Genomic DNA, 24166 nt, shown 5'->3' on the forward strand with positions numbered 1-24166 from the left:
CCTGATCGGCACGCGCCCCGCATCGGCGGCGCGCGCTGCAAAAAAATGGCGGATCAGGAAGTAGCGGGCGGTCCTCGCAGTGGCGGACGCAGATGGGCCGGCGATGCCGCCGGCAGGGGGACGACGAAGCGCGCGCCCATGACCATGACGAACAGGATGGCCAGCGCGAGCAGGACCGGGTCGGCTGCCGCGAGCGTCGGCGCGGACAGGCCGGAGAAAGCGCAGGGCATCTCCGCCTTGCTCTGCTGATGGTCCTGGCCCTGTTCCTTGCCGGGAATCGGCATGGTCATGGTCATCGGCCCATAGCCGGAGCAGATCTGGATGATCATGCTGTTGCCCGACATGCCCGGCATATAGCCGGCCGGGATCAGCAGCTTCATCAGCAGCGCAGCCGCGACGATCCACCCGGCAAGGGCGCGATGGCGCAGGAAATGGCGGCGGAGCGCAGTCACGTTTTTCGCCTAGCGGCGGCGGATGGCTTTGTCGATTTCAATGCGGTGGCATTTCCGCGCGAGGCCTTCTCAAATATCGCGCGCGAACAGATCGCAGCCGGAACAGATTAATAGGTGCTGCAAGTCGCGTTCCGTGCATATTCAGTTGCTTATCCCTATATGGAGAGCAAGCCGGCACGGGGCGACGTTCAATTCGGAAACGTCTTCGCGCCCGCCCCCGAGGAGTGAACTGATGAAATCCCTGTTTGCCAAGGCGGGCCTTGCGCTCGCGCTGAGCGCCACCGCACTGACCGTCGCTGCCCCTGCAGAGGCGCAGCGTTATGGCGGGCGCTATCGTGGCCATGACAATACCGGCACCGCGATCGTCGCGGGCGTGGCCGGCCTGGCGATCGGCGCGGCGCTCGCGTCGAACGGCAATCGCGACCGTTATTATGACGATGGCTATTACGACCAGGGCTATTACGGCCCGGACTATTATGACCGTGGCTATGCCTATGACGGTTATTACCGCGCGCCTCCGGTCGTGATTTACAACGACCGCTATGTCGACCGTGGCTATTACAACCGCGGCTATCGCGGTTATGATCGCGGGTATCGCGGCGGCTATGGCCGTGGCGGTTACGGCGGCCACGGTGGTGGCTATGGCGGCCATGGCGGTTATGGCGGCCATCGTCGCTAAGGCCTGACATTCCCTATCGACGCTGCACGCGTTGACTCCCTGCCGCCCGGCCAGCGATGGTCGGGCGGCTTCTTGCGTCACCCGGCGAGCAGCGCGAGATCGAGCGCCGACAGCGCGGCCAGGACGAGGCCCGGCGCGACATGGCGATAGTCCCGGTGCCGGATCACGGTGGCGACCGCGGCGACGCAGATCGCGGCACCCAGCCCAAGGCCGGCAACGCGTATGGCCGGCACCATGATGAGCGCGGCCGCCAGCACCTCCAGCCCGCCGGTCACGAGATGCCACCAACGCGGATAGCCCCAACGGACGAAATCGTCCCTGATCGCGGCCGAGCCAATTGCATTGACGACGCCGGCGCCGAAAAAGGCGAGCGCGAGAAGCCAGGATAGTATATCGGTGGCGGGCAGGCCGAACAGGGTCATGATGTGCTCCGGTATGTCGTGAAAGGGATCGGCGTTCAGGCCAGGAGCAGCGCCGCGCCAGCGGCCAGGATGACTGCGGCGGTGGCGCCGTGGATGCCATAGGCCGCCGCGCGGGTGCCGCCGCTGCGCAGCACGATCGCCGCGTCGCCGATCGGGATGATGCTGGCGGCGATCAGGAACGCGCCGAGCAGATGCGGCGCGCGGTTGGCCAGCAGGATCCAGATGAAGAGCCCCGATGCGATGTCGCGCACGCCCTTCGCGTACAGCCAGGGCGCCGATGACAGGGCCTGTTCCCCGGCCGGAACGCCGTATCCGGCGGCGGCCGTTCGCGGCGCCACGAGGAAGCGCGCGCCGATGAAGATGATGCCGGCGCCGATCGCGCCGGCCATGATGGATGCAAGGGTGCTGACCATGGTCTAATCTCCTGTGGTCACGGAATCTAGCAACGCTAGATAATATGTCAATGAATATCTAGCATTGACAGAATCACGAGCATTAGTAAGACAAGCATATGTCCGTGACAGACCGCCGCCAGCGAGAGCGCGCCAGCCGCCATGATCTGATCCTGGCGACGGCGCGCGATCTCGCCGAGGCCGAGGGGTGGGAGGCGGTGACCACGCGTCGCCTCGCCGATCTCGTCGAGTATAGCCAGCCGGTGCTCTACAGCCATTTCGACGGCAAGGACGCGATCGTCCGCGCCGTCGCGATCCAGGGCTTTGCCGAGCTTGCCGACCGGCTGCGTCAGGCGCGCGCCGACCTTTCCGAGCCCGGGCCTGTATTGCGGGCGGTGTGCGGCGCCTATCTGGCCTTCGCCGCCGAGCGGCCGGCGCTGTATCAGGCGATGTTCGTGCTGCCGATCGACGTAAGATTCGCCAGCGACGACTCGCCCTCGGCCCTGAAGGCGGCCTTTGCCGAGCTGGCTGGCGCGATCAGGCCGTTCGACGCCGATCCGGATCTGCGCACCGAGCTGGTCTGGGCCGCGCTGCACGGCCTGGCGGTCCTGTGCCGCGGCGGCCGCATCCCACCCGAGGGTCAGCAGGCGCGCCTCGACCTGCTCGTCGGCCATCTCGGCGAACGCTGACAGGGCATTCAGGCGCCCGGCCGTTCATTCCACGATCGTGGTGAGCGGCTTGCCCTTTTCCAGGACATAGGTCGCCAGCTCGGCCGCCCTGGTCGTGCCGGTGTTGCGCGCCGCGTGCACGGTACCCGCCGGAACGAACAGGACCTCGCCCGCCTTGAGGGGGACAATCCTGCCCGCGACCTCATAATCCAGCGCGCCTTCGAGCACATAGATGATCTCCTCGCCGGGATGCGTGTGGCGCGGGAAACTGCTCGACGGGGCGAAGTCGACGCGCGCCTGAAGCACCTCCCGTCCAGGCAGGGCGAGATCATGTCGCTGAAGGTCGGTACGCGTCGTGCCGGTAGGGCGGGTCTGCACGGGCGCCGGCGATGCGCCCCCGGCGAGAAGGATCGCCGCGGCCGCCAGGGTGAGGGGGATCGCTTGCATGGTTTGACCTCTCGATGTGAGGCGAACAGTCTGGACCTGGCCGTTCCCCTTTGCGAGCGCGAATAGGGATGCAGGAAAGGGGTCCGAGGATGGTGTCGCGCTCTTCCGTGGGGCGACACCGTGTTTCGCCCGTTCGCGCTCAGGGATTCATGAGCCCGCCGACATCGGCCATGACGCGGCGGACGAGCTGGCTCTGCCGGTTGATCCCCATTTTTTCATAGACCGATTTGAGATGCGTCTTGGCCGTGTTCCCGGTGATTCCGCGGGCCAGCGCCGCCGAGGCGACGCTCGCGCCCGACACGATGCTCGCCGCTATCTCGGCCTCCGCCACCGTCAGCCCGTATATCGCGGCGATTCTTGCCGCCGAAGGCTGCGCCTCCATGGTCGAATGACCGACAAACAGGATCGCGCCTTCGCGCCGTCCCTGGCCCATGCTCTCATGATGGCCGGGGGCAAGGGGCTCGGCGATCACGGCGATCGGCGACGCGTCGTTCGAGCGGGCGATCGAGACCGCGTTAACGGCCACATCGTCCTGCCCGATGCCCGTCAGCGCACTGCGATAAATCATCCTGCTCAGCTGGGCCGAGGCACGAGTCCGGGTCGCGCGCAACCGGCCGCGAGTCGCGTCGATGCCGTCACCGGCCGACAGGAGTCGCTCGGCCGCGCGATTGGTGAAGCGGATCTGGCCCTCCGGACCAGTGATGATGATCCCGCGGTCGAGATGATCGAGGGCTGCACTGAGATCTTCGGCGCGTTCGCGCCAGATCCGCAATTGACGCCGCACCCGAAACGCCCGCGCCACATGGGGGATGAGCGCCTGAAACATCGCCAGCTCCGCCCCCGCATAGGGGCCGCCTCGCCGCGCGAGCATCATGATGTCGGTATAGTCGCACTGGCGTTCGAGCACGGCGCCGACTGCCTGGTCATAATCGAACGCGGCATAGAAACCGTCCCAGACACGACTTGCCTCAAGCAGATCCTGACCGCCGATGTCGTGGACGGTTGCCGGGCGTCGAAGCGCCAGTCGGGGCGCCGCGGCGACCCAGGGATTGTCGTCGGCGTTCGCCATCGGTCCGGCAAGCACTGCGATCGCCGCTGGATCGACCCGGTGGCCGCTAAGCTCGAATGCCTTGCCTGAGCTGGGCATCGTGCCGAGCAAAAGGCCGCTCTTTCCCAGATGGTCGCTCAGCGCATCGAGCGCCGCATTCCAGCTTCCATCGTCGATAACGCCTTCATGCAGCGCACCGACGATGTCCAGAAGGTCCGTTGGGCTTGGCCGCACGCGTCCGGTTCCTCGCGGAGCCAAATCTATGCCCCCTAGTGGCGAAAGTACAGCCTCTCACCCGTTCGGGTGAGCCGCGAGGTTCCGGGTCCGGCTAGGCAACCGGCCTCGCAACTGTTGGAGGTTATGATGTTGTCACCCACGCTCTCGACCGCGGCATCCCGCACATCGCGGCTGTCGACGAACATGAATGATCGGGCCAAAAAGTCCGTGTCCGATATCACCAAAATCCTCACGTCCGTATTTGGCGACGCCGACAAGGCCATCAAGCAGAAGGTGCTGGATCTCGGCGGCGCGCCGGGCAAGGCGCTCGGCGGTGTCGAATTCGGCGCCGGCGACGGCTTCCGGCAAAAGTTCGAACATGGCGAAATCTTCCTGCTTCCGCCGAATGCGCCATGCTGGGTGCATGGGGCGATCCTCGCCGAGTATGCGGCGCTTGGTGCGGAAGGCGGATTTCTCGGCTATCCCGTCACGGACGAGCGCCCGACGCCGGACGGCGCGGGGCGCTACAATCATTTCCAGAATGGCTCGATCTACTGGAGCTATGCTTCGGGCGCGCACGAGGTTCATGGCGCGATTCGCGACAAATGGGCTTCTCTCGGCTGGGAACAGGGCTGGCTCGGCTTCCCGACGGAAGGAGAGCGGCCCTTTACCGAAGGCGGCAGGATCTCGCGCTTCCAGAACGGGGCGATCTACTGGTGGCCGGACATCGGGGCATTCGACCTCGGCAGGGTGAGACTGCGCTACCGGGGGCTCTATTGTTTCGGGGAAAGCAATGAAGCGTCGTCGGCTGACGAGCCTTACGTCGTTATCGGGTCAATCTCGGTGCCGGCGGACGGCAACTCGCCACCCGCGGCGATACGCTCGCCGATTTACGACGATGTCGATTCCGGGGACGAACGCCCCGACGACATTCAGATCTATGTCGGCAATCCCTTCGGCATGGCGCTCGGCGTCGCGCTGATCGAGCACGACCAGGGGGATCCGGATGCCTATCTCGGCCTGGTCAAGGCAGGCGTCGATCTCGCCGGTAAAGGGGTCTCCGCCGCCTGCGGCGCGCTGTTCGGCCCCGAGGCCGCACCGACCTGTGAGTCGTTATGGAAGGAGTTCGCGCCGAAGATCGTCTCGACCGTGAACGACATTATCGGGTCCGATGACGACCTGATCGGCAAGACGACCCTTCAGATCAGCGCCAAGGAAATGGTGCAATCGGCCCATCTGCCCTGGGCACGATTCTGGGGGATCCGCTATCATCTGGAAACCGAACTGCTCACGGATGGCGACGCGTCCTACAAGGTCTATTTTTCGGTCGACCCGGTCTGATGCTGGCGGGCCGATAACGTGCGGCCGTCGCGAACCCTCGCGGCGGCCGTCGTCGTGCCGGCGCCCATGATGGACGATGACGGCCACCCGGTCGAGCAGCGCATCGGCTGTCCGCCTGGTCGCCATCTGCTATGCTCCTGGCAAGGAGGCCCGCCGCCATGACCGTCGACCGTTCTGAAGGTTGGGACGCCATCGCCGAACAGTTCATGGCCGCCCGATCGGCCATCGGGGCGGGGCTGGTGCGGTCCTGGGCCCGCGACGCGCTGCCCCCGGCGACCGCCATCCTGGACGTCGGTTGCGGCTCGGGCGTGCCGATCGCGCAGGCACTGGTCGAGGATGGTTTCACGGTCTTCGGCGTCGATGCGTCGCCACAGTTGATCGCGACGTTTCGCCGCCGCTTTCCATCGATGCAGGCTGCCTGTGAGGCCGCGCAGGACAGCATGTTCTTTCACCGCCGCTTTGCCGCCGCCATCCGTCGGCCTGTTGTTCCTGCTCGATATGGACAACCAGCATCGGGTTCTTCGCGGCGTGGCACAGGCGCTGGAGCCGGGCGGACGGTTCCTGTTCAGCGCGCCGCGCGAGGCGTGTGAATGGCGGGACGTGCTGACCGGCCGGCTGTCGCGCTCGCTTGGCCGGGAGGAATATGAACGCCTGCTCGACGCGTCGGGACTGCGCCTGCTCGATTGTCGCCTCGACGAGGGCGAAAACCATTATTTCGACGCGGTCAGGCCCTTATCGCCCGGCAAAGCGCCTTTTCGTCTGTAAGATTTCCCGCTGCCGCTCGACTATAGACTCGAACGGAGGGAATGGATGGATCAACGCCGCGCCACCCAGGATCGGGACGCTCGCTATGCCGATGCCGCGCGCTGCTATGGCGCGGCGATCGAGCGTCTCGCGCGCGGCTATGAGGCGGACGCCGAGTTGCGGCGCGATCTCGTCCAGGAAATCCACGCCGCCCTCTGGCGCAGCTATGGCTATTTCGAGGGGCAGTGTTCGGAACGGAGCTGGGTCTATCGCATCGCGCATAACGTCGCGGTCACGCATCTCATCGCCCGCCGGCGCCTGAAGCGCGAAAGCCTTGCCGGGCTGGACGAGATCGAACTGCTCCCTGACGGCGGCGATCTCGAACGGGAGGCTGCCGGGCGGTGGCTGGTCGAGCAATTGCTCGCGACGATCCACCGGCTCGCGCCGGCCGACCGGCAGGTGATGCTGCTCTACCTCGAAGATCTGAGCGCTGCCGAGATCGGCGACGTGACCGGCATGTCCCCCGGCGCCGTCGCGGTGCGCATCCACCGCATCAAGGCATTGCTGGCCAGGCCTTATGCCGAAAAAGGAGCTGCCGCATGAGCGAGCCCGATATCGTCAAACAGGCCTGGCAGGCGAGCGCCGCCGATCCGGCACTGCCCGATCTCGCCGCGGTGCGCGCCGGTGCCGACCGCTTCTACGCCCGCGTCCGTCGCCGCAACAGGGTCGAATATGCCGCGGCGGTCGTCGTCGTCCTCGGCTTCTCGGCCTATGTCCTGTTCCTCCCCTCGCTCGCGATGCGGATCGGGTCGGCGATGATCATCATCGGCACCCTGTTCGTCGTGCGGCAGCTCCACCGTCTCGCCGCGGCCACACCGCCGCCCGAACGTGCCGCCGCGGAACCGATCCTGGTCCATCAGCGCGCCCAGCTCGCCCGCCAGCGCGATGCGCTCGCCGGCGTGCTGACCTGGTATCTGCTGCCCCTGGTCCCCGGCTTCCTCGTCTTCACGATCGGCCCCGTGCTGGAGCATGGCGGCGTGGCGGGCCTGCTGCATGTGCCGCTCAAGACCTGGATCGTGCTGATCGGCGCGGCGCTGGCCTTTGCCGGCGTGTGGCTGCTTAACCAGCGCGGCGCGGCGCAGCTGCACGCGCAGATCGACGACATTGATACGTTGCTGGGGGATACACTGCTGGGCGGGAAGGAATGAAATGACGAACGGGGAACGAAAGCTGCTCGCGCGCGGTGTCGCCGCCGGCGCGATCATGGGAATGGCCGCGGGCCTCATCATCGCCCTGTTCATCGCGCTGAGACCGGACCTCTTCGCGGCCCTGATGAGGTGACTATCGGCGATGATGCGCGAACGCGACAATGGTCCGGTCCGGAACATTCACGGCCGAACCGGCGTTGCGCCTCCAGTTAAATCAGGAGGATAGCATGGCCGATACGAGATACGACGACCGCGAGACCGTGGTGGTGGAACGACGCGGGATGAGCGGCGGCGCGATTGCCGGCATTGTGCTGGTGGCCATCGCCCTGGTGGTCGCCCTCCTGTTCGCGACGGGTTTCTGGAGCGCCGACGTCAAGGAAGGCGCGCTGCCCAAGGTCAATGTCAGCGCCGATGGCGGCAAGCTGCCGGACGTCGACCTGAAGTCGAAGGAAGTCGTGGTCGGCACCACGCAGAAGACGATCGAGGTCCCCAAGGTCAAGACCGAGAAGGAAACGATCGACGTGCCGGTGGTCGGCGTGAAGGACGACAAGAAATAGGATTCGGCACCGTCACCTGACGTGCCTTTGTCCGCCCGGCCAGCAATGGCCGGGCGGATTTTTCATGGGTCTGTTCGGCGACAGCAGCGCGACACCGCCGACGCGGTTGCATATGCCGCAATTGGTAACCATCGGCCGCCGCCGGGTTCAGTGCCCCGTAGGCGGCGGGCCGCCGGCGGAGGCGAACAAGGCCCGCGCCGCGGTCTTTTCCGGCGAGTCATAGGCGCCATAGAGCACCGTATAGACCACCCGGCGGGCAAGGTCGGCCTTGCCCTGGCGGAGCAGCTCCTCGGCGAGATACAGGCGCGGCGCCGGCGCGGCCGGCACGCTGCGGATGACCTTCGCCATGCCCAGCATCGCCGGGTCCGGAACCCGCTCGCCGGCGCGCGCGAAGCTCTGGAAATAGGCGATCAGCGGCAGGGGGGCGTCGCCGTCGAGTTCGATCGCGCGCGCGATCGTCTTGCGCGCCTCGGCGAGCGTGGCCGATCGGTCGGTCGCGGGCCCCGTAACGGCCTGGCCGGTCAGCGCCACGCCCTTCCAGGCAAGGGCGCGGGCATTGTCGGGCGATCGGGCGAGCACGCGTTCGGCATCGGCGAGGCACGCGCCGTCATGGCCGCTGCGGCATTCCGCCTCCGCCGCGAACAACAGGGCCTCGCTGTCATAGGGCAGGCGGGCCACCGTATCGCGGACCCGGGCGAGCCAGGCTTCGCGGCGCTGCGTTTCCGTGGCCGAAAGGGTTGTGGCGGTGCTGCTCCCCGTCGTGATCGTGGCAAGGTGCGTGCCGAGCTCGACCCGCGCCTCGACCAGCGCTGCGCTCCCGGGCGACAAAGAGGTGACGATCGGGTCGGCAAGCGACGTCTGGGGCGGATCGGCGCGCGCAAAGGATTTCTGCGCCGCGACATATTTCACCATCTCGCGCTGGAGCTTGCCCAGATCGCCGAAGGCCCTGGCGGCCTCGGCCATCGGCACTCCGCGGTGGATCGCCGTCATATAGTCGCGAAACTGCTGGCTGCGCTCCGGTTTCAGATTGGAGAACAGGAAATAATGGGCAAGCAGCCAGGCGTGATAGGGCGACCAGCTCGCCCGCCGGCCGGCGGCGTCGAGATAACGGCCCGACAGGACGTCCCCGACGTTCAGATCGCCATAGGCTCGCAGTACCAGCTTGTAGTTTTCGGGCGGCAGGGCGTAGTCGATCGCGCCATTGTCGCGGATCCGCACGGTGGAGAACAGCGCGCCGACCCCGTCGAGATACCAGCGAGGATAGGCCGCGGGATCGGCGGTGAGAACGAAGCGCTGCGCGAAGGCGGAATAGAGCAGTTCTTCCCAGGTCCGGACGGCCGGCGCGTGATAGGGCACGTTGCCGCTGCACTCCCGCGCGCCCTCCGCCATCGAATCATCGCAGTCGAGATTGTAGGCGCGGTTGGTGTTGAGCTCGATGACCTGGTCGTTCCGCGCAATGGCGAGCACTTCGCCGTCCTCGCGCGGATCATAATAGGTCCGGTCGGGAAAGGCGGCGAGATACGGCCCTTCTTCCGCGCGCAGATTTTCGAGTTCCATGGTGCTGAATGCGGCTGGCGTGTCGATTAGGGTCACCTGCAGCTTCGCCGTCTCGTCGGGCTGGCCGCCCTGCCGATAGAGGCGCGACATCAGGGTATAGAGCCGCTCGAGATTGTTGGTGATGCGGGCGATATCGCCCATGCTGTCCTTGCTGAAGACGATCAGATGGTCGGACTCGGCCCGTTTCCAGCTGCCCTTCTTCTTGTCGACGACGCCGGTGACGACGACGTCGGGGCTGCCCGCTTGCCCGCTGGTCGTGGCGGGCTGCCGCGACGGGGTGGGGGCTTTGTCGGTCCGCCCCTGGGCGATGACGGGCGATGCGAGACACAAGAGCAGCAGAACGCACGACCGACCGACCGACATTGCACAATCTCCGGGGCTCATCCCGTTGAACTGTCTAGCAGATCGGGGCGGTCATGGACCAGATCATGTTTGCTCCGGTCTGGTTCAATCGCGTCGATTGACGCGCCAAAAATCATGCATCATGGTATGTTACATGTCTTGCCCTTTCAGCGATCCGGCGGCAGTGGCGCGCTATACGGAGGGACCGCCCCGGCAAGTGCCCGGTCTGGCCGATCTTCAGCGCATGGCGATGCTGCTCCTGTCGGAACAGGCGCCCGATTCGGCGGACATTCTGGTCCTTGGCGCGGGCGGCGGACTCGAGCTGAAGATGTTCGCGGAAGGACGGCCGCGGTGGCGTTTGCTCGGCGTCGATTCGTCGGCAGCGATGCTTGATCTGGCGCTCGTCACCCTGGGGCCGTTGGCGTCGCGCGTCCGGTTGCTGCAGGGCTATATCGACGACGCGCCAGCGGGGCCGTTCGACGGGGCGGCGTGCCTGCTGACACTTCACTTCCTTGCGAAGGAGGAGCGGCTCCGTACCCTGAAGGCGGTGCGACGGCGGCTCGGGCCGGGCGCGCGGTTCGTGACGGCGCATTACAGCTTTCCGCTGGCGCAGGCGGAAGGCTGGCTGTCCCGGTCGGCGGCGTTCGCCATATCCTCCGGCATTGATCCGGCACGGGCGTCGGCCTCGGCCGCGGGCATCATGGAGCATCTGCCGGTCCTGTCGCCGGAGGAGGACGAGGCGCTGCTCCGGGAAGCCGGCTTCGACGATGTCGGGCTGTTCTATGCCGGGTTCGCCTTTCGCAGCTGGGTCGGCACCGCCTCGTAAACGGTGCGGGGGCCGCTATACTCGTCCGGCGCCGCAAGAGCGCACAAGGGAGAGAAAGATGCGACGATGGTGGATCCTCCCCTGCGTGATGCTCGGCGCGCTGTCGCTGTCCGCTGCAGCGCCGCCGTGCGTTCCGGTCTTTCGGGCCGACACCCAGTGGCTCAAATTGCCGCCGGCGATGAAGCTCGGTGAGATCACCGCGGTCGCAGTGGATTCCCACGACCAGCTATGGGTGCTGCACCGGCCGCGCAGTCTGGCGAAGGAGGATCAGCCCAGTGCCGCGCCGCCGGTGATGCTGTTCGACCGGAAGGGCACCTATCTGCGCGGGTTCGGCGGGCCTTCCGCTGCCTGGGAATGGCCGGCGATCGAGCACAGCATCGCGGTCGACAAGAGCGGGCGCGTATGGATCGCGGGCAATTCCCGGACCGATCCGGCGGCGGGCGACGACATGCTGCTCGAATTCGCCAATGACGGCACACTGATCCGCCAGATCGGCAGGCGCGGGGCAAGCAAGGGCGATCTCGATACCGCCAACCTGCACGCGCCGGCCGATATCTATGTCGATGATGCCGCGCACGAAACCTATGTCGCCGACGGCTATGTCAACCGCCGGGTGATCGTCTTCGACAGCGAGACCGGCGCGTTCAAGCGGATGTGGAGCGGCTTCGGCAAGCCGCCCCCGGCCGATCCCGCCCCGGCATTGCGCGCGGTGGGTGCGCCCTTCACGCCCGAGAGCGGGGAAGGGCCGCAGGGCTTCAGCGGGGTGCATGGCGTCGAGCTGTCGCGCGACGGGCTGGTCTATGTCTCCGACCGCAACAACCAGCGGATCCAAGTCTTCACCAAGGCCGGCCGCTTCGTGAAGCAGGGCTTTGTCGACCGCAACATGGCTTCGCCGCAAACGGCGTCCGGCATCGCCTTCTCGACCGATGCGAAGCAGCGTTATCTGTACGTCGCCGACTGGGGCAATTCGGCGGTGCTGGTGCTCGACCGCGCCACGCTCGCGACGATCGGCAAGATCGGCGGCAAGGGCACCGCGCCCGGCCAGTTCACCGGCCCGCATTTGATCGCCACCGACAGCAAGGGCGTGCTGTATGTGGCCGAGGTGCAGGGCCGCCGGATGCAACGGCTGGTGCCGACAGGGCAGTAGCGGCGTCACATTCATTCTTCGTCATGCTGAACTTGTTTCAGCATCCATGCGCGGTCACTTGACTCACGGGTGACACTCTTGTGTCACCGGACCGCGCATGGACCCTGAATCACGTCCAGGGTGACGGCCGATATGGTTGAGCGTCAGCCCTGGCCCGCCTCATTGAGCATCGGGAAGCTGCGCTGGTGCCAGACCGGATAGGCCGGCGTCTGCTCGCTCGCCGCATCGAGCGAAGCGACCTGTTCCGCGGTCAACGCCCAGCCGGTCGCGCCGATATTCTCGACCAGCTGCGCCTCGTCGCGCGCGCCGATGATCAGCGTCGAGACGGTCGGGCGGCCGAGCAGCCAGGCAAGCGCGACCTGGGGGATCGACTTGCCCGTCTCGTCCGCGACCGCGTCGAGCGCATCGACGATCTTGAACAGATGCTCGTCCGCGAACTGTGGGCCGGTGCCGGCGATATCGTGCGCGCGGGTGCCGGGCGCGGCGGGCTGGCCACGGCGGATCTTGCCGGTCAGCTTGCCCCAGCCGAGCGGGCTCCACACCACCGCGCCGACGCCCTGGTCGCGCGCCAGCGGCAGCAGCTCCCATTCGTAATCGCGGTGGAGCAGCGAATAATAGGCCTGGTGCGCGACATGGCGCGGCCAGCCATGACGGTCCGACGCGGCGAGCGACTTCATCAAATGCCAGCCGGAGAAGTTGGAGGCGCCGATATAGCGGATCTTGCCGTCGCGGACGAGCTGGTCGAGCGTCGCCAGGGTCTCCTCGACCGGCGTATTGTAATCCTGGCCGTGCAGCTGGAACAGGTCGATATGGTCGGTCCCGAGCCGCGTGAGCGCTGCGTCGACCGCGTCGATCAGATGCTGGCGTGAGGAGCCGAAGGCGTTCGGGCCGTCGCCGGCCGCGCCCGGAAAGGTCGCCTTGGTCGAGATCAGCAGCCGGTCGCGCTTGCCCTTGATCGCGTCGCCCAGGATCGTCTCGGCGAGCCCCGAGGAATAGACGTCGGCGCTGTCGAACATCGACACGCCGTGGTCGAGGCAGACATCGATCAGCCGCGCCGCGCCGCCCGCATCGGTCGATCCCCAGGCCTTGAAGAAGTCGTTGCCGCCGCCGAACGTGCCGGTGCCGAAGCTGAGGGCGGGCACGCGAAGGCCCGAGGCACCAAGACGCCGATATTCCATGGCCGAAATCCCCTGTTCCAGAAGCGACTCGCGAGGGTCCATGCGGTCCGCGGCGCGGCATTGCCGTTACAGGGCTTTCCCCGGTTTTGGCAGGCTCCGACTCGAAAGGTCCACGCCCCGCATCGCGAAAGACAGAACGGGCGTCCGGCATCATTGCCGGACGCCCGCGAAAACCCGTGCGCCGTCAGAATTTGAAGCGCACGCCGGCAGTGAAATAACGGCCGATCGCATCGGCATAGGCCACGTTCGGGTAACGAAGGCCGATGCTGCCGGTGAAGCCGGAGGTCTGGTAGATGCCGCCCTTGGCATTGAAGACATTGGCGACATTGACGAAGGTCGTCACCTGCGAGTCCGAACCCAGATCATAGGACAGGTTCAGGTCGCTCTGGAAATAGGCCGGCACATCGGGAATGGCGAAAACCTGGGTCGGGTTGCCGGTCCATTTGATCGACGAGGCGAAGCGTTCGAGGAAGTCGAAGCCGAACCGGCCGATGCGGTAATTGACAGTGAAGTTCACCTTGTCGCGCGGCTGGGTCTCGGTGCCGGCGGCGTTGGTGATGACCGCGCCCGGAATGGTCTCCGTGGTCAGCGTCGGCTGGTGAGTCCAGAGCGCGCGCAGGTTCAGCCGGCCGCTCAGCAACGCGGTGGTATAGTTCGCCTCGACGTCGAAGCCCTTCGCCTCGATCCGCGCGATATTCTGGCTGAGCGAGATGTTGAGCGTCGGGAAATTGGCCGGCGAAGTGCTGTTGTACGAGATCGGCCGTACCAGCAGCGCGCAATAGGGCGAGGACCCGTCCGACGCGAGGCAGAGCGACTGGACGATCGGGTTGGTGCCCGCGACCGCGCCGATCGCATTGTCGATCTTCACATGGAAATAATCGAACGACAGGCTGAACCCGGGCATGAAGCGCGGAGTCAGCACCGCCCCGGCGGTGAAGTTCTGCGCGACCTCGGGCTCGAGATTGGGGTTGCCGCCGGCCAGGGTGTTGAGCTGCGCCGCGACGCCGGTCAGCGGATCGGTGACGCCAGATGCCGAGATGACCTGCGCCTGATAGAGATCCCACAAGGTCGGCGCGCGGAAGTCGCGCGAGCGGGTGGCGCGGAGCTTGAAGTCCTCGCTGACCTTCCATTCCAGGCCGAGCTTCCAGGTGCTCGACGAGAAATTCGCCTTCACATTGCCGTTGCCGACCGCGTCGTAGCGGGCATAGCGATACGCCCCGTTGAACGCGAGCAGCTCGACCAGCGGCAGGTCCTTCAGCAGCGGGACATTGACCTCCACATTGCCCTCGTAAATGTCTTCGCTGCCGATCGCGCCCGACTGGACTTCCTTGAAATGCCCGAGATTGGATACGGGATAGGACGCCGTCAGCGCATTGCCCGCCGGCCCGAGGCGCAGATATTGCGGGTTGAAGCTGTTGTCCGGCACGCTGGTCGTCACGCGCAGGCCGGCCCGGCGATAGGCACCGCTGACCGCGACCTTGACTGGCCCGGCCCAGCCGTCGAACGCGGTGCCGGTGATGTTCAGGCCGAAATCGTCGAGCGTGTTGCGCGCGCTCCACGACGTGTCCTCGAAGATGAAGTCCTTCGCTGCCTGCGATGCGCGGCCCTCACCGAACAGGTTGAGCGGCACGCAGCCTGGGAAGGCGCCCGGTGCGGTGATGCTGACCCGGCACACCACATTGCCGGTCGCCGGATCGCGCACCGCGTCGACCGCGGCGAAGAAATTCATGCTGTTGACGTTGTTCTGCGAGGTCAGCCGCGTGCGGTTGAAGCCGTGGGTATAATGCGCGTCCCAGGCGAAATCGGCGAACAGCCCGCCTTCGAGCCCCGCCGTCGCCGAGAAGGAATTGATCCGCGTCTCGAGCGCGAGGTCCTTCATCAAATCGCTGTCGAAGCGGTTGATCGCGAAGCTGCTGGTGTTGCTGTTGGTCAGCGCGGTCTGCTGCGCCGCCGTCAGGAAGGCGTTGCCGCTATAGATCCACAGCGGATAGGAGCCGGCCGAATTGTTCGGCGCACCCGCCGTCGCATTGGTGATGTTGGTATAGATCTGGCTCGCGCCGAACGAGCGGTTCTTGGCGTAGCGCGCCGAGACATAGCCCTTGATCGTGTCGCTGAACTCATAGTCGAACCGGCCGAACGCCTGGGCCGACTTGAAATTGTAGAGTAGCCATTCGTTATGGACATAGCCGCCATCGCCGCCGACCGCGGCATTGGCGGTGGCCGTCGCGGTGCCCGGGTTGAACGCAGCCAGCGAGCCGTCGGGGAGGAACTGCATGCCCGCGAACGGCCCGGTGCGGACCAGGCCGCCGGCCGAGGCGTTGCTCTGCCGCGCATTGTAGACGAGCGTGAACGGGCTGGCCGCGGTGCCCGCGCCGACCACCGCGGGATAGAGATTGCCGTAAGGGCGACTGGCGGTGTCGTCGATGCCGTTGCGCTTGTAATATTCGCCGCTGAGCTCGAGATGCCCGCGCTCGCCGATATTGATGCCCCAGGCGGCACCGCCGCGCACCGAGAAGGCGTCGCCATAATCCGAGATGCCGGTCTGCAGCAGGCCCTTGATCCCGACATATTTATTGTCGGTGATGAAGTTCACGACACCGGTTACCGCGTCGGACCCGTAAACGGCCGAGGCGCCGCCGGTGACCACCTCCACGCGCGAGATGAGCAGCTGCGGCAGCATGTTGGTGTCGACGGTGGTGTCGAAGAAGGTGCCGGGCACGCGATTGCCGTCCTGCAGGATCAGGGTGCGGATCGGGCCGAGCGCGCGCAGGTTGAGGAAGTTGCCGGGCGTGCCGAAGCCGCGCCCATTGGCGTTGACCGCGTTGTTGGGCGTCGAGGTCGAATTGAAGGCGGGGAGCTTGTTGAGGCCGTCCGGGATGCTGGTCGGCGTGGTCGCCTGGAGCAGCTGCGCATTGACCACCGTGACTGGCGTGGGCTGGTTGTTGCCGTTCTGGATGCGCGATCCGGTGACGACGATGTCGGTGCCGGGCGTGGCGGGCTGGTCGTCGGGCGCGGCGGGCGCATCCTGCGCGGCGGCGGCCTGCGCAAAGGCGGGCACGGCCGTGCCGGCGAGCATCGTCGCGGCCAGCAGCGCGAGGCGATGAGTCACGACTCGATTCTTGACAGAAATCATATTTTCTCTCTCCCCGATGGGCGTCCTCCAGCGGGAAGCCGGAGTCGCGTCGTTTATTATTGGAGCCTCTGACTGCACTTGGCCGCCATAGACATATCTTGCATACAGTGACAACTGTCTGTGTACAATATGGCGGATTGCATTCCGATGCCTTATTGTCAGATTTAATCGCAGCCAAAACGGTGCAAACCCGCCGGCCAATCCGATTGGTGCTGACCATCGGCCAGGCTAGGATGGGCGCCAAAAGGGGAGGTTGTCTTGAATCCAGCGAAGTGCCTGTTCACCGTCCTGCTTGCCCTTCCCCTCGCCGCCGCGGCGCCACCGGCGGGCCCGGAACGGCGCGATTTCGGCGTCACGGCGGAGGGCCGGACGGTCGACCGCTATGTGCTGCGCAACGATCGCGGCACGCGGCTGGGCGTGCTGACGCTCGGCGCGGCGATCGACGAGATCAGCGTGCGCGATTGGACGGGGCACATCGCCAATGTCGTCATCGCACTGCCCGACGTCGCGGCCTATGAGGCGTCGCCGACCGTCGGCGCGGTGATCGGGCGCTATGCCAACCGCATCTCGCATGGCGGCTTTTCAATTGACGGCGTGCGCTACCCGCTCTCGCCCGATCCGACCGCGATCGTCTCGCATGGCGGGCGCAAGGGCTTCTCGTCCAAGGTGTGGACGGCCGAGCCGTGCAGCACCGCCGGCTGCCGCAGCCTTACCCTGCGCTATCACAGCGCCGATGGCGAGAACGGCTTTCCCGGTGCGATGGACGTCGCGGTGACCTATACGCTCGGCGCCGACGATGCGGTGCGGATCGACTATGTCGCCACCACGACCAGACCGACCGTCATCAACCTGACCAATCACAGCTATTTCAACCTGGGCGGCGACCGGGCCGGAAGCGTCGACGACCAGCGCATCCAGATCGTCGCGGACAGTTTCGCGGTGATCGACGACAAGCGCAATGCGGTCGGCGAGATACGGTCGGTCACCGGCACCCCGTTCGACCTGCGCAAGCTAACGCGGATCGGCGAACGCGTTGCCTCGAACGATCCGCAGATGCTGCTGGGCAATGGCTTCGACCATAATTTCGTGCTGACCAAGCCGGCGGCCGACCCCATCCCGGTCGGTGCGCGCGCCTGGGACCCGACGAGCGGCCGCACCCTGGAGATGCGCACGACCCAGCCGGGGGTGCAATTCTACACTGCCAATCACTTCAACGGGAAACAGAAGACGCGTGACGGCCGCATGCTGCGCCAGGGCGCCGGCTTCGCGCTGGAGACGCAGCATTATCCCGACAGCCCGAATCAGCCCGCTTTCCCCTCGACGATATTGCGCCCGGGCGAGACGTTTCGGTCGACGACGATCTACAGGTTCGGCATCCGGCGGTAGCGAAACCGGGCTGGAACCCCACCCCCGATTCGGCCCCGGACGCTCACCGAATTGTCGAAGCCATGCTTCGACGGAAGAGATCAGTGCTTGGACAAGCCGAGGGCGAGCGGCGCAGCATTTCGGCTCGATTCCGGCTCGATCGATACATGTCGTGATGCCCGGGCAAAACGTCGGTCGGTGACGATCATCCCCCTGCAGGTCCCGTGCTAACGAATGCCCTGTCTAGCGCGTTACGCAGCGCCATTTGCGATCGACGCGTTCCATGCTGCGGTTACAGTGCAGGCAGTATCCGCGCCATACTCCAGAGACCTTGCGCGCCTTGCGTCGGTCAGGCTCATGCTTTCCGAACGCACACTTCAAGCGCCCAAATACGCTGGGTTTTGACGACTTCACTCATGATACTCCCTGAACAGGCAAGACGAGCCGACAGCGGATATTTCCGGTCCGCCGGCGTCGACGTGCCCGGCGGTCCTAATCTGCATGAACTGCGGTTGCAATATTGTTGCGGGAAAGGGTGCAGCATGAATTAGTCCTAATTACCCCAGGACCGGCTCGAATTCGGTACACGAGATGAGGAGAGCAGGCCCCAACGCAGTCGCCGGAGCGACCTCCTTCCGACCTGCCAATGCTTGGAAGAACGATGTTGCCGGGACGGAGAGCGCCACAGGAACGGGGAGGCCGATGGCGCGTTGGGGTCGGTAGATCGCTTGAGGGCGAATCATCAAGGGAGTAGAGTCATGGCCGAGATCAACAGCGACGAAAAGGTCGTGGTCGCAAAGAGCAGCATCAATATCGCGAACATCATCATCGCCATCGCGGTGTTGATCGCGGTGCTCGGTCTGTTGAAATATATCGGTGCTTCGCCCTTCTGATCGATACGGGCCGGTCGCCGCCGAAATTTTTTCGGATCCACAACCTGCTGGAATCCGGACTGCTTGTCGATTTGTCCACACGATTCCGTTTCGGGGTCGGAACGCGAAGGGCGCGTCGTCGTTGATCGTTTCGCGAAAGCGAAAAGGGGAAGCGATGAACTATGCTGTAGCGGCCGTTCCTGCGGCCTTCAGATTGCGTCCTGGCTCCACCTGCCTGCGCGCCGCCGGCTCAGGTCCGGGCGAAAGCCTGTGCACCCGGCCACGCGGTCATCTCGGGGCGTGCCGGCACATGCCGGCGCGGATGATCGAACTCGCTTCCTAAGCCCGGTCGAACGCGTGGAGGATCGGGCAGGGGCCGCTTGCGCTGGTGTCGCACGCGTGCGCCAGCCGCTTGAGCGCAGTGCGCGCCAGCTCGAGCTCGGCGATCTTCTCGTCGAGCGCGGCGAGCCGCTCGGTCGCGAGCCGCCTCGCGCGGTCGCGGTCCTCAGTCGCGTCGAGCGCGAGCAGCTCGCCGATCTCCTCGAGCGTGAAGCCAGCGCCCTGCGCCGAGCGGATGAAGCGCAGCCGCCGCACATGATCCGCGCCATAGCGGCGGATGCCGCCGGCCAGGCCTGACCCGCCGGTGCGTGCCGGCTCGTCGATCAGGCCGCGGCGCTGATAATAGCGCACCGTTTCCACGCCGACGCCACCTTCGCGCGCCAGCCCCGCGATCGTTATCTCCGCCATCGCTTGACTCCGTACCATGGTCCGGACCCCATATGGGCCGGGTCCGCCCGCGAGCAAGGGCGCTGGAGATGCATGATGACGACCCGCCCGGCCGGACAGGCCACCCTCTACCGCATGGTCATGCCCGATCATGTCTGTCCCTGGGGGCTGAAGGCTAAGGACCTGCTCCGCCGCCAGGGCTATCAGGTGGACGATCGGTGGCTCAGGACGCGCGAAGAGACCGATGCGTTCAAGGCCGAGCACAATGTGAAGACCACGCCGCAGACTTTCATCGATGGCGCGCGGATCGGCGGCTATGACGACCTTCGCCGCTTCTTCGGCAAGCCGGTGCGCGATCCGAATGCGGTGAAGTATCGCCCGGTGATCATGCTGTTCGCGATGACCGCGCTGATGGCGCTGGCCGCAAGCCAGGCCGTGTTCGGCACCCCCTTCACGATCCGTGCGGGCGAGTGGTTCATCGCCTTCAGCATGTGCGTGCTCGCCTTGCTCAAGCTGCAGGATGTCGAGCGCTTCTCGGCGATGTTCCTGAATTACGATCTGCTGGCGAAGCGCTGGGTGCCGTACGGGACGATCTATCCTTATGCCGAGGGCCTGGCCGGCGTGCTGATGGTCTCGGGCGCGCTGACCTGGCTGTCGGCGCCCATCGCGCTGGTGATCGGCGGGATCGGCGCGGTCTCGGTGTTCAAGGCAGTCTATATCGACCGGCGCGACATCAAATGCGCGTGCGTCGGCGGCGACAGCAAGGTGCCGCTCGGCTTCATCTCGCTGACCGAGAATGTGATGATGGTTGCGATGGCGCTGTGGATGCTGTTCGGGGCCGGCGCGATGACGATGGGGGGCTAGAAGTGGGCACTCCACCCGTTTGTCCCGAGTAGCCATCAAGCTTGTCGAGATGGCATATCGAGGGACAAGCGTATCGTGCTCCACCTGTGCCTCGATACGAGCTCTCGATATGCCTTCGGCTACTCGATCTCTACTCGGCACGAACGGGTGGGTTTGTGCCTTCGGGGCCCTATTTCTCCTCTTCGGCCAGCGCCTTCATCGTCTCGATCGCGCCCTGGAAGCGCGGGTTGACGCGGTCGAACTGGGCCTTGCGCACCTCGTCCGAGGGCATCAGCGCGGCGTCGTAGATCAGCGTGTAGACGATGCGCGACTTGCCCGTGCCGGCCGGCTCGACCGCGAGCGTGCCGTTATAGGCGAAGGTCGCCATGCCGCCGGCGGTCTGGCCATAGGTATAGGAGTGCGCGGTGCTGGCGACCATCGGTTCGAGCGTGGTGTCGTTCAGACGGCGGATCGTGCCGACATCGCCGCTACCCGAGACGATCTCGCATTTCACCTTCAGCCACTCGGCGATCGCGCAATAGCCGCCGACCCGCTTCCACACTGCGTCGGCGGAGCGGTCGACCAGGATCTCCTTGCGGATCACGACATAGTCGGATGCCGCGGCCGGCGTGGCGGCGGCCATCAGGGCGACAAGGGCTGAGGCAAGGGCGGCACGTGCGATCATCGGTCATCCTGTCCGGTGGTTTCCGCGCCTTCCTATGGCGATTGCCGGAGGATGCCAAAGTGATTGTTCGAGTCACGCCGTGTCGGGTTTCACCGGCTGGGGATGGTTCGGCTCGAGGATCAGCGTCTTGCCCTCGACCCGCCAGGATTTGAGCCGGGACAGGAAGTTCATCCCGATCACGTCGGTGTCGCCGAAGGCGGGGGAGACCACCACGGCGAGGTCGCGCGCGACGATCGTGCCGAAGCGCAGTTCCGGGATCGTGCCGGTCAAGGCGTTGACCATGCCATTGGCGGTGCGCAGCACGACCGGGAAAGGCGTGTCCTTCACCTCGACCCCGGCCTCGGCCGCGGTTCCGGCGGAGAGCGCGGTCACCGTCGCGCCGCTGTCGACCAGCATCCGACGCTCGACCCCGCCGATGCGCGCATGCACCCAGAAATGCCCGTCATTCGCCATGCGGATGCGCACTTCCTTGCCGACCACTTCCTGCTTGTCGGCCTGGAGCATGGCGGCGACCTTGGCGAGATAGGGATCGAAGCGCCCGCGGTCGCGCACCAGCATCACCACCAGCCCGCCGAGCACCAGCCAGATGACCAGCGTGGTCAATGTCCGCACCACTGGCATGCGCCGCCCGATCACCGCCGCGATCAGCAGCCCGGCGAGCAGCAAGTAGAGCGGCGTGGTGGCGCCAAGATCGGGGAGCATCCTGCCTCTTCGTCCATGCGGCTATCGTCGAACGCGTAAATATCCAGCCGTCACCATGTATGAAGCCTGACCGTTCCGCGAAAGGCTGGCGGCATTCGTAGCGAAGCGCCCGCATCGGAGTGGCTGGACGACGCGCAGCGTAAGCGCTTCCCTAAAATGCCGTCGGCCGACGGAACAGTTTCAGGGTCGGATCGTTCAGGCCACGCCAACCGCATCGGGCTCACACCTAGTCGGGGGTAAACCAGGCCGGTTCGGACAGCATCGTCCGGCCTGGTTTCATTTCCCGCCCGTTTCCCCCGCCAGTTCCGATGCCGTTTCGGCAGCGCACCATCGTGCCTTTGCCGCGGTTCGCCGAACCCGTGCGTGTCGTCCGCTTGATCACCTCACCAGCTTGTGATTGAGCAACGCGCAGGCGGGGCGGGGGCCCGGCTTGAGCAATGACGAGCGGGACGATTGATGTTTGGTGCGATCGCTTTTGCCTATGGCCTGCTGACCAGCTTCGTGTTGTCGGGCGCAAGTCTCAATCGGAAGAAACGGCAGCCCAATCCGCCGGTCCTGGTCTATGTCGGCCATGTCTGTTTCGGCTGTTCCGCCGGGCTTTCCGTCCTGCTTTTCTGCCATGCGGGGCGGCTCTGGCTGCTCGGCGGCTGAACGCAAACGGGGCGGCCGAAGCCGCCCCGCGCCGTTGGTTTCGGGAACCGGTTAGCGAACCGATCCGCGACGTACCAGATTGACGATCGCGAGCAGCACGACCGCGCCGAGCAGCGACACCAGGATCGTCGAGATGCTGTACCCACCGCTGGTGATCGGCGGAACGCCGAGCAGCGGCGACAGAAGGAAGCCGGCAAGGACCGCGCCGACGATGCCGACCACGACATTCAGGAAAACGCCCTGCTGCGCGTCGGTGCGCATGATCATGCTGGCAAGCCAGCCAATGACGCCGCCGACGATCAAAAGTATAATGAGACCCATCTTGCTCTCCATGACCAATGAAACAGCGCGGAGGCTTTCGCGGGCGCGCCGGGCTCTTTCATGAGACCTGGCAACATAACGGACGGAATCGCCTGGCGTTCCTTCCCCTGTAACGAAGTTGTTACAGGCCGAGCAAAAGCTGGTTCACGTCCTGCGCCGGTTCGTCGGCGTCCAGCCCCTCCAGGATCGCGCGGGCGAGCGTTTCCGCCGCCCGCGCGCGGAGCCGCGGATCGCGGACGGCGATGCCGATCCGCGCCCAGGCGGGCGCCGCCAGGATGACAGGGGCGAGATCGGCTGGGGCAAGGTCTGCGGCGAATCGGCTCATGTCTCGAAGTTAGATCAAAACGGGAACATCGGAAAGCGCCAAAATGGTGATATCCCGAGGGGATGTCGCAGACGGCGTTGGCGGGGCGGCGATCCGGCGGCGTTAGGCGAAGCGCCGGCAAGCATGCTTCTTCTTCCCGCGCCGGCGCGTTACACGGTGTGATGTTGCGCGGCCCCGCTCCCAAGGACAGCTTCCTCAACCTGCGCCGCAAGAGCCGGACGCCGATCTGGCTGTCGCTCGTCTGGCGGGTGCTGCTCGCGCTCGGGCTGATCGGCATCGCGCTGTCGGTCCATTGGCTCGACCGGGATGGCCTGCGCGACAATGTCGACGGCCATGTCACCTTTCTCGATGTGCTCTATTTCACCATGATCACCATCACCACGGTCGGTTATGGGGATATCGTGCCGGTCACCCCGCAGGCGCGGATGTTCGACACCTTCGTGGTCACGCCGGTGCGGCTGTTCGTATGGCTGATCTTTCTCGGCACGGCCTATGATTTCCTCCTCAAGCGCGTCTGGGAGAAATGGCGTATGAGCGTGATCCAGCGGCAATTGAGCGGCCATTTCGTCGTGGCCGGCTATGGCACCAGCGGCGCGGAGGCAGTGTGCGAGCTGATTCGCCGCGGCAAGCCGGCGGACACCATCGTGATGATCGACGAACGCGCCGCGGCGCTGCGCCTCGCAGAGGAATGCGGCGCGGCGGTGCTGGAGGGCGACGCCACTCGCAACGCGACGCTCGAGGCTGTCAAGATCGACAAGGCGCGCGCGATCATCATTTCGGCCGGGCGCGACGACACCTCGATCCTGATCGTGCTGACCGCGCGGCGCCTCGCGCCCGACGTGCCGATCAGCGTCATCATCCGCTCGGAGGACAATGAGGCGCTGGCGAAACAGGCCGGCGCCACCACGGTGATCAACCCGGCGAGCTTTGCCGGGCTGCTGCTCGCCGGGTCGACCCACGGGCCGCACATCGCGGACTATATGGCCGATCTCGCGGCCGCGGACGGCCGCGTCGCGTTGCACGAACGGCCGGTCACGGCGGAGGAGGTGGGCCGCCCGCTGGCCCAGATCGGCACCGGCCTCGGCATGCGCATCTATCGCGGCGACAGCGTCTTCGGCTTCTGGGAAATCGAGGCGGGGCGCCTCGAAGCCGGGGACTCGATTCTGGAGGTGGTGCCGCGTTAGAATCCTTGCGCGCGACCCGGCGATCACGCCTTTTAGAGCATTGGGTACGGAGCTGGCGCCAACAACGTTCAATTTGATGACAATCGCGTCATTTTTGTTGGAACTGCCATCACTTTGGTGCATTGTTGCTGCGAG

General features: G+C 65.7%; 29 protein-coding genes. 16 read left to right on the forward strand and 13 right to left on the reverse strand.

Annotated elements, in window-relative coordinates; all coding sequences use genetic code 11:
- Nucleotides 1–53 precede the first annotated feature (53 nt).
- Nucleotides 54–452: a hypothetical protein gene (locus ACZ1I2_RS06710; protein ID WP_465170452.1), complete on the reverse strand. Its 399-nt coding sequence runs from the start codon at nt 450–452 to the stop codon at nt 54–56.
- A gap of 232 nt (nt 453–684) precedes the next feature.
- Here ACZ1I2_RS06710 and ACZ1I2_RS06715 point away from each other — a divergent pair, with 232 nt between their 5' ends.
- Nucleotides 685–1131, forward strand: a complete 447-nt coding sequence (locus ACZ1I2_RS06715; protein WP_465170451.1) for a hypothetical protein — start codon at nt 685–687, stop codon at nt 1129–1131.
- A 77-nt stretch (nt 1132–1208) separates the two neighbouring features.
- On the opposite strand, the gene ACZ1I2_RS06720 is transcribed toward ACZ1I2_RS06715, so the two are convergent.
- Nucleotides 1209–1553 carry a DoxX family protein gene (locus ACZ1I2_RS06720; protein WP_465174671.1) on the reverse strand — a complete coding sequence of 115 codons (345 nt, stop codon included), beginning with the start codon at nt 1551–1553 and terminating at the stop codon, nt 1209–1211.
- Nucleotides 1554–1588: 35 nt separating this feature from the next.
- The gene (locus ACZ1I2_RS06725) at nt 1589–1966 is read right to left on the reverse strand and encodes a DUF4267 domain-containing protein (RefSeq protein WP_465174670.1); all 378 of its coding nucleotides are present in this window, start codon (nt 1964–1966) and stop codon (nt 1589–1591) included.
- A 98-nt stretch (nt 1967–2064) separates the two neighbouring features.
- On the opposite strand from ACZ1I2_RS06725, the gene ACZ1I2_RS06730 reads away from it, so the two are divergent.
- Nucleotides 2065–2634, forward strand: coding sequence for a TetR/AcrR family transcriptional regulator (locus ACZ1I2_RS06730; RefSeq protein WP_465174669.1), 570 nt, complete (start codon nt 2065–2067; stop codon nt 2632–2634).
- A gap of 24 nt (nt 2635–2658) precedes the next feature.
- Here the strand turns inward: ACZ1I2_RS06730 and ACZ1I2_RS06735 are convergent, their stop codons facing one another.
- Entirely contained in the window at nt 2659–3060 is a 402-nt protein-coding gene (locus tag ACZ1I2_RS06735; RefSeq protein ID WP_465174668.1) for a cupin domain-containing protein, read from the reverse strand.
- Nucleotides 3061–3199: 139 nt separating this feature from the next.
- On the reverse strand, nt 3200–4342 hold the full coding sequence (locus tag ACZ1I2_RS06740; RefSeq protein ID WP_465174667.1) for a helix-turn-helix transcriptional regulator: 1143 nt from the start codon (nt 4340–4342) through the stop codon (nt 3200–3202).
- A gap of 69 nt (nt 4343–4411) precedes the next feature.
- Here ACZ1I2_RS06740 and ACZ1I2_RS06745 point away from each other — a divergent pair, with 69 nt between their 5' ends.
- From ACZ1I2_RS06745 to ACZ1I2_RS06775, 7 genes are all read left to right on the forward strand, one after another.
- On the forward strand, nt 4412–5665 hold the full coding sequence (locus ACZ1I2_RS06745) for an LGFP repeat-containing protein (RefSeq protein WP_465174666.1): 1254 nt from the start codon (nt 4412–4414) through the stop codon (nt 5663–5665).
- A gap of 158 nt (nt 5666–5823) precedes the next feature.
- The gene (locus tag ACZ1I2_RS06750; RefSeq protein ID WP_465174665.1) at nt 5824–6255 is read left to right on the forward strand and encodes a class I SAM-dependent methyltransferase; all 432 of its coding nucleotides are present in this window, start codon (nt 5824–5826) and stop codon (nt 6253–6255) included.
- 10 nt (nt 6256–6265) lie between these two features.
- Nucleotides 6266–6430 carry a hypothetical protein gene (locus ACZ1I2_RS06755; RefSeq protein WP_465174664.1) on the forward strand — a complete coding sequence of 55 codons (165 nt, stop codon included), beginning with the start codon at nt 6266–6268 and terminating at the stop codon, nt 6428–6430.
- A 45-nt stretch (nt 6431–6475) separates the two neighbouring features.
- A complete protein-coding gene (locus tag ACZ1I2_RS06760) occupies nt 6476–7012 on the forward strand; it encodes an RNA polymerase sigma factor (RefSeq protein ID WP_465174663.1) in 537 nt (178 codons plus the stop codon).
- On the forward strand, nt 7009–7617 hold the full coding sequence (locus ACZ1I2_RS06765) for a hypothetical protein (RefSeq protein ID WP_465174662.1): 609 nt from the start codon (nt 7009–7011) through the stop codon (nt 7615–7617). Before ACZ1I2_RS06760 ends, ACZ1I2_RS06765 begins: the two co-directional genes overlap by 4 nt.
- 1 nt (nt 7618) lies before the next feature.
- A complete protein-coding gene (locus ACZ1I2_RS06770; RefSeq protein WP_465174660.1) occupies nt 7619–7750 on the forward strand; it encodes a hypothetical protein in 132 nt (43 codons plus the stop codon).
- 94 nt (nt 7751–7844) lie between these two features.
- On the forward strand, nt 7845–8174 hold the full coding sequence (locus ACZ1I2_RS06775; RefSeq protein WP_465174659.1) for a hypothetical protein: 330 nt from the start codon (nt 7845–7847) through the stop codon (nt 8172–8174).
- 147 nt (nt 8175–8321) lie between these two features.
- On the opposite strand, the gene ACZ1I2_RS06780 is transcribed toward ACZ1I2_RS06775, so the two are convergent.
- Complete coding sequence (locus ACZ1I2_RS06780; protein WP_465174658.1) at nt 8322–10094, reverse strand: tetratricopeptide repeat protein; 1773 nt, start codon at nt 10092–10094, stop codon at nt 8322–8324.
- Between the two features lie 163 nt (nt 10095–10257).
- On the opposite strand from ACZ1I2_RS06780, the gene ACZ1I2_RS06785 reads away from it, so the two are divergent.
- Together ACZ1I2_RS06785 and ACZ1I2_RS06790 are read left to right on the forward strand one after the other, a co-directional pair.
- The gene (locus ACZ1I2_RS06785; protein ID WP_465174657.1) at nt 10258–10899 is read left to right on the forward strand and encodes a class I SAM-dependent methyltransferase; all 642 of its coding nucleotides are present in this window, start codon (nt 10258–10260) and stop codon (nt 10897–10899) included.
- Between the two features lie 58 nt (nt 10900–10957).
- Entirely contained in the window at nt 10958–12046 is a 1089-nt protein-coding gene (locus ACZ1I2_RS06790) for an NHL repeat-containing protein (protein WP_465174656.1), read from the forward strand.
- Between the two features lie 143 nt (nt 12047–12189).
- On the opposite strand, the gene ACZ1I2_RS06795 is transcribed toward ACZ1I2_RS06790, so the two are convergent.
- Complete coding sequence (locus ACZ1I2_RS06795; RefSeq protein WP_465170438.1) at nt 12190–13224, reverse strand: aldo/keto reductase; 1035 nt, start codon at nt 13222–13224, stop codon at nt 12190–12192.
- Between the two features lie 184 nt (nt 13225–13408).
- On the reverse strand, nt 13409–16333 hold the full coding sequence (locus tag ACZ1I2_RS06800) for a TonB-dependent receptor domain-containing protein (RefSeq protein ID WP_465174655.1): 2925 nt from the start codon (nt 16331–16333) through the stop codon (nt 13409–13411).
- Nucleotides 16334–16615: 282 nt separating this feature from the next.
- On the opposite strand from ACZ1I2_RS06800, the gene ACZ1I2_RS06805 reads away from it, so the two are divergent.
- Nucleotides 16616–17743 (forward strand): aldose epimerase family protein, encoded by a 1128-nt coding sequence (locus tag ACZ1I2_RS06805; RefSeq protein ID WP_465174654.1) that lies wholly within the window; start codon nt 16616–16618, stop codon nt 17741–17743.
- A 737-nt stretch (nt 17744–18480) separates the two neighbouring features.
- A complete protein-coding gene (locus ACZ1I2_RS06810) occupies nt 18481–18615 on the forward strand; it encodes a hypothetical protein (RefSeq protein ID WP_465170435.1) in 135 nt (44 codons plus the stop codon).
- A gap of 318 nt (nt 18616–18933) precedes the next feature.
- On the opposite strand, the gene ACZ1I2_RS06815 is transcribed toward ACZ1I2_RS06810, so the two are convergent.
- On the reverse strand, nt 18934–19341 hold the full coding sequence (locus ACZ1I2_RS06815; protein ID WP_465174653.1) for a MerR family DNA-binding protein: 408 nt from the start codon (nt 19339–19341) through the stop codon (nt 18934–18936).
- Between the two features lie 72 nt (nt 19342–19413).
- Here ACZ1I2_RS06815 and ACZ1I2_RS06820 point away from each other — a divergent pair, with 72 nt between their 5' ends.
- Nucleotides 19414–20184, forward strand: coding sequence for a MauE/DoxX family redox-associated membrane protein (locus tag ACZ1I2_RS06820; RefSeq protein WP_465174652.1), 771 nt, complete (start codon nt 19414–19416; stop codon nt 20182–20184).
- A 169-nt stretch (nt 20185–20353) separates the two neighbouring features.
- Here ACZ1I2_RS06820 and ACZ1I2_RS06825 read toward each other — a convergent pair whose 3' ends face one another.
- Nucleotides 20354–20848 (reverse strand): SRPBCC family protein, encoded by a 495-nt coding sequence (locus tag ACZ1I2_RS06825; protein ID WP_465174651.1) that lies wholly within the window; start codon nt 20846–20848, stop codon nt 20354–20356.
- 72 nt (nt 20849–20920) lie between these two features.
- Complete coding sequence (locus ACZ1I2_RS06830) at nt 20921–21550, reverse strand: retropepsin-like aspartic protease family protein (RefSeq protein ID WP_465174650.1); 630 nt, start codon at nt 21548–21550, stop codon at nt 20921–20923.
- A 456-nt stretch (nt 21551–22006) separates the two neighbouring features.
- On the opposite strand from ACZ1I2_RS06830, the gene ACZ1I2_RS06835 reads away from it, so the two are divergent.
- The gene (locus tag ACZ1I2_RS06835) at nt 22007–22201 is read left to right on the forward strand and encodes a hypothetical protein (protein ID WP_465170430.1); all 195 of its coding nucleotides are present in this window, start codon (nt 22007–22009) and stop codon (nt 22199–22201) included.
- Nucleotides 22202–22252: 51 nt separating this feature from the next.
- Here ACZ1I2_RS06835 and ACZ1I2_RS06840 read toward each other — a convergent pair whose 3' ends face one another.
- The gene (locus ACZ1I2_RS06840; protein ID WP_465170429.1) at nt 22253–22522 is read right to left on the reverse strand and encodes a GlsB/YeaQ/YmgE family stress response membrane protein; all 270 of its coding nucleotides are present in this window, start codon (nt 22520–22522) and stop codon (nt 22253–22255) included.
- A gap of 121 nt (nt 22523–22643) precedes the next feature.
- A complete protein-coding gene (locus ACZ1I2_RS06845; protein ID WP_465170428.1) occupies nt 22644–22847 on the reverse strand; it encodes a DUF6771 family protein in 204 nt (67 codons plus the stop codon).
- Between the two features lie 161 nt (nt 22848–23008).
- On the opposite strand from ACZ1I2_RS06845, the gene ACZ1I2_RS06850 reads away from it, so the two are divergent.
- A complete protein-coding gene (locus tag ACZ1I2_RS06850) occupies nt 23009–24031 on the forward strand; it encodes a potassium channel family protein (protein ID WP_465174649.1) in 1023 nt (340 codons plus the stop codon).
- Nucleotides 24032–24166 lie beyond the last annotated feature (135 nt).

The sequence above is a fragment of the Sphingomonas sp. BL-S-29 genome, assembly GCF_055521495.1.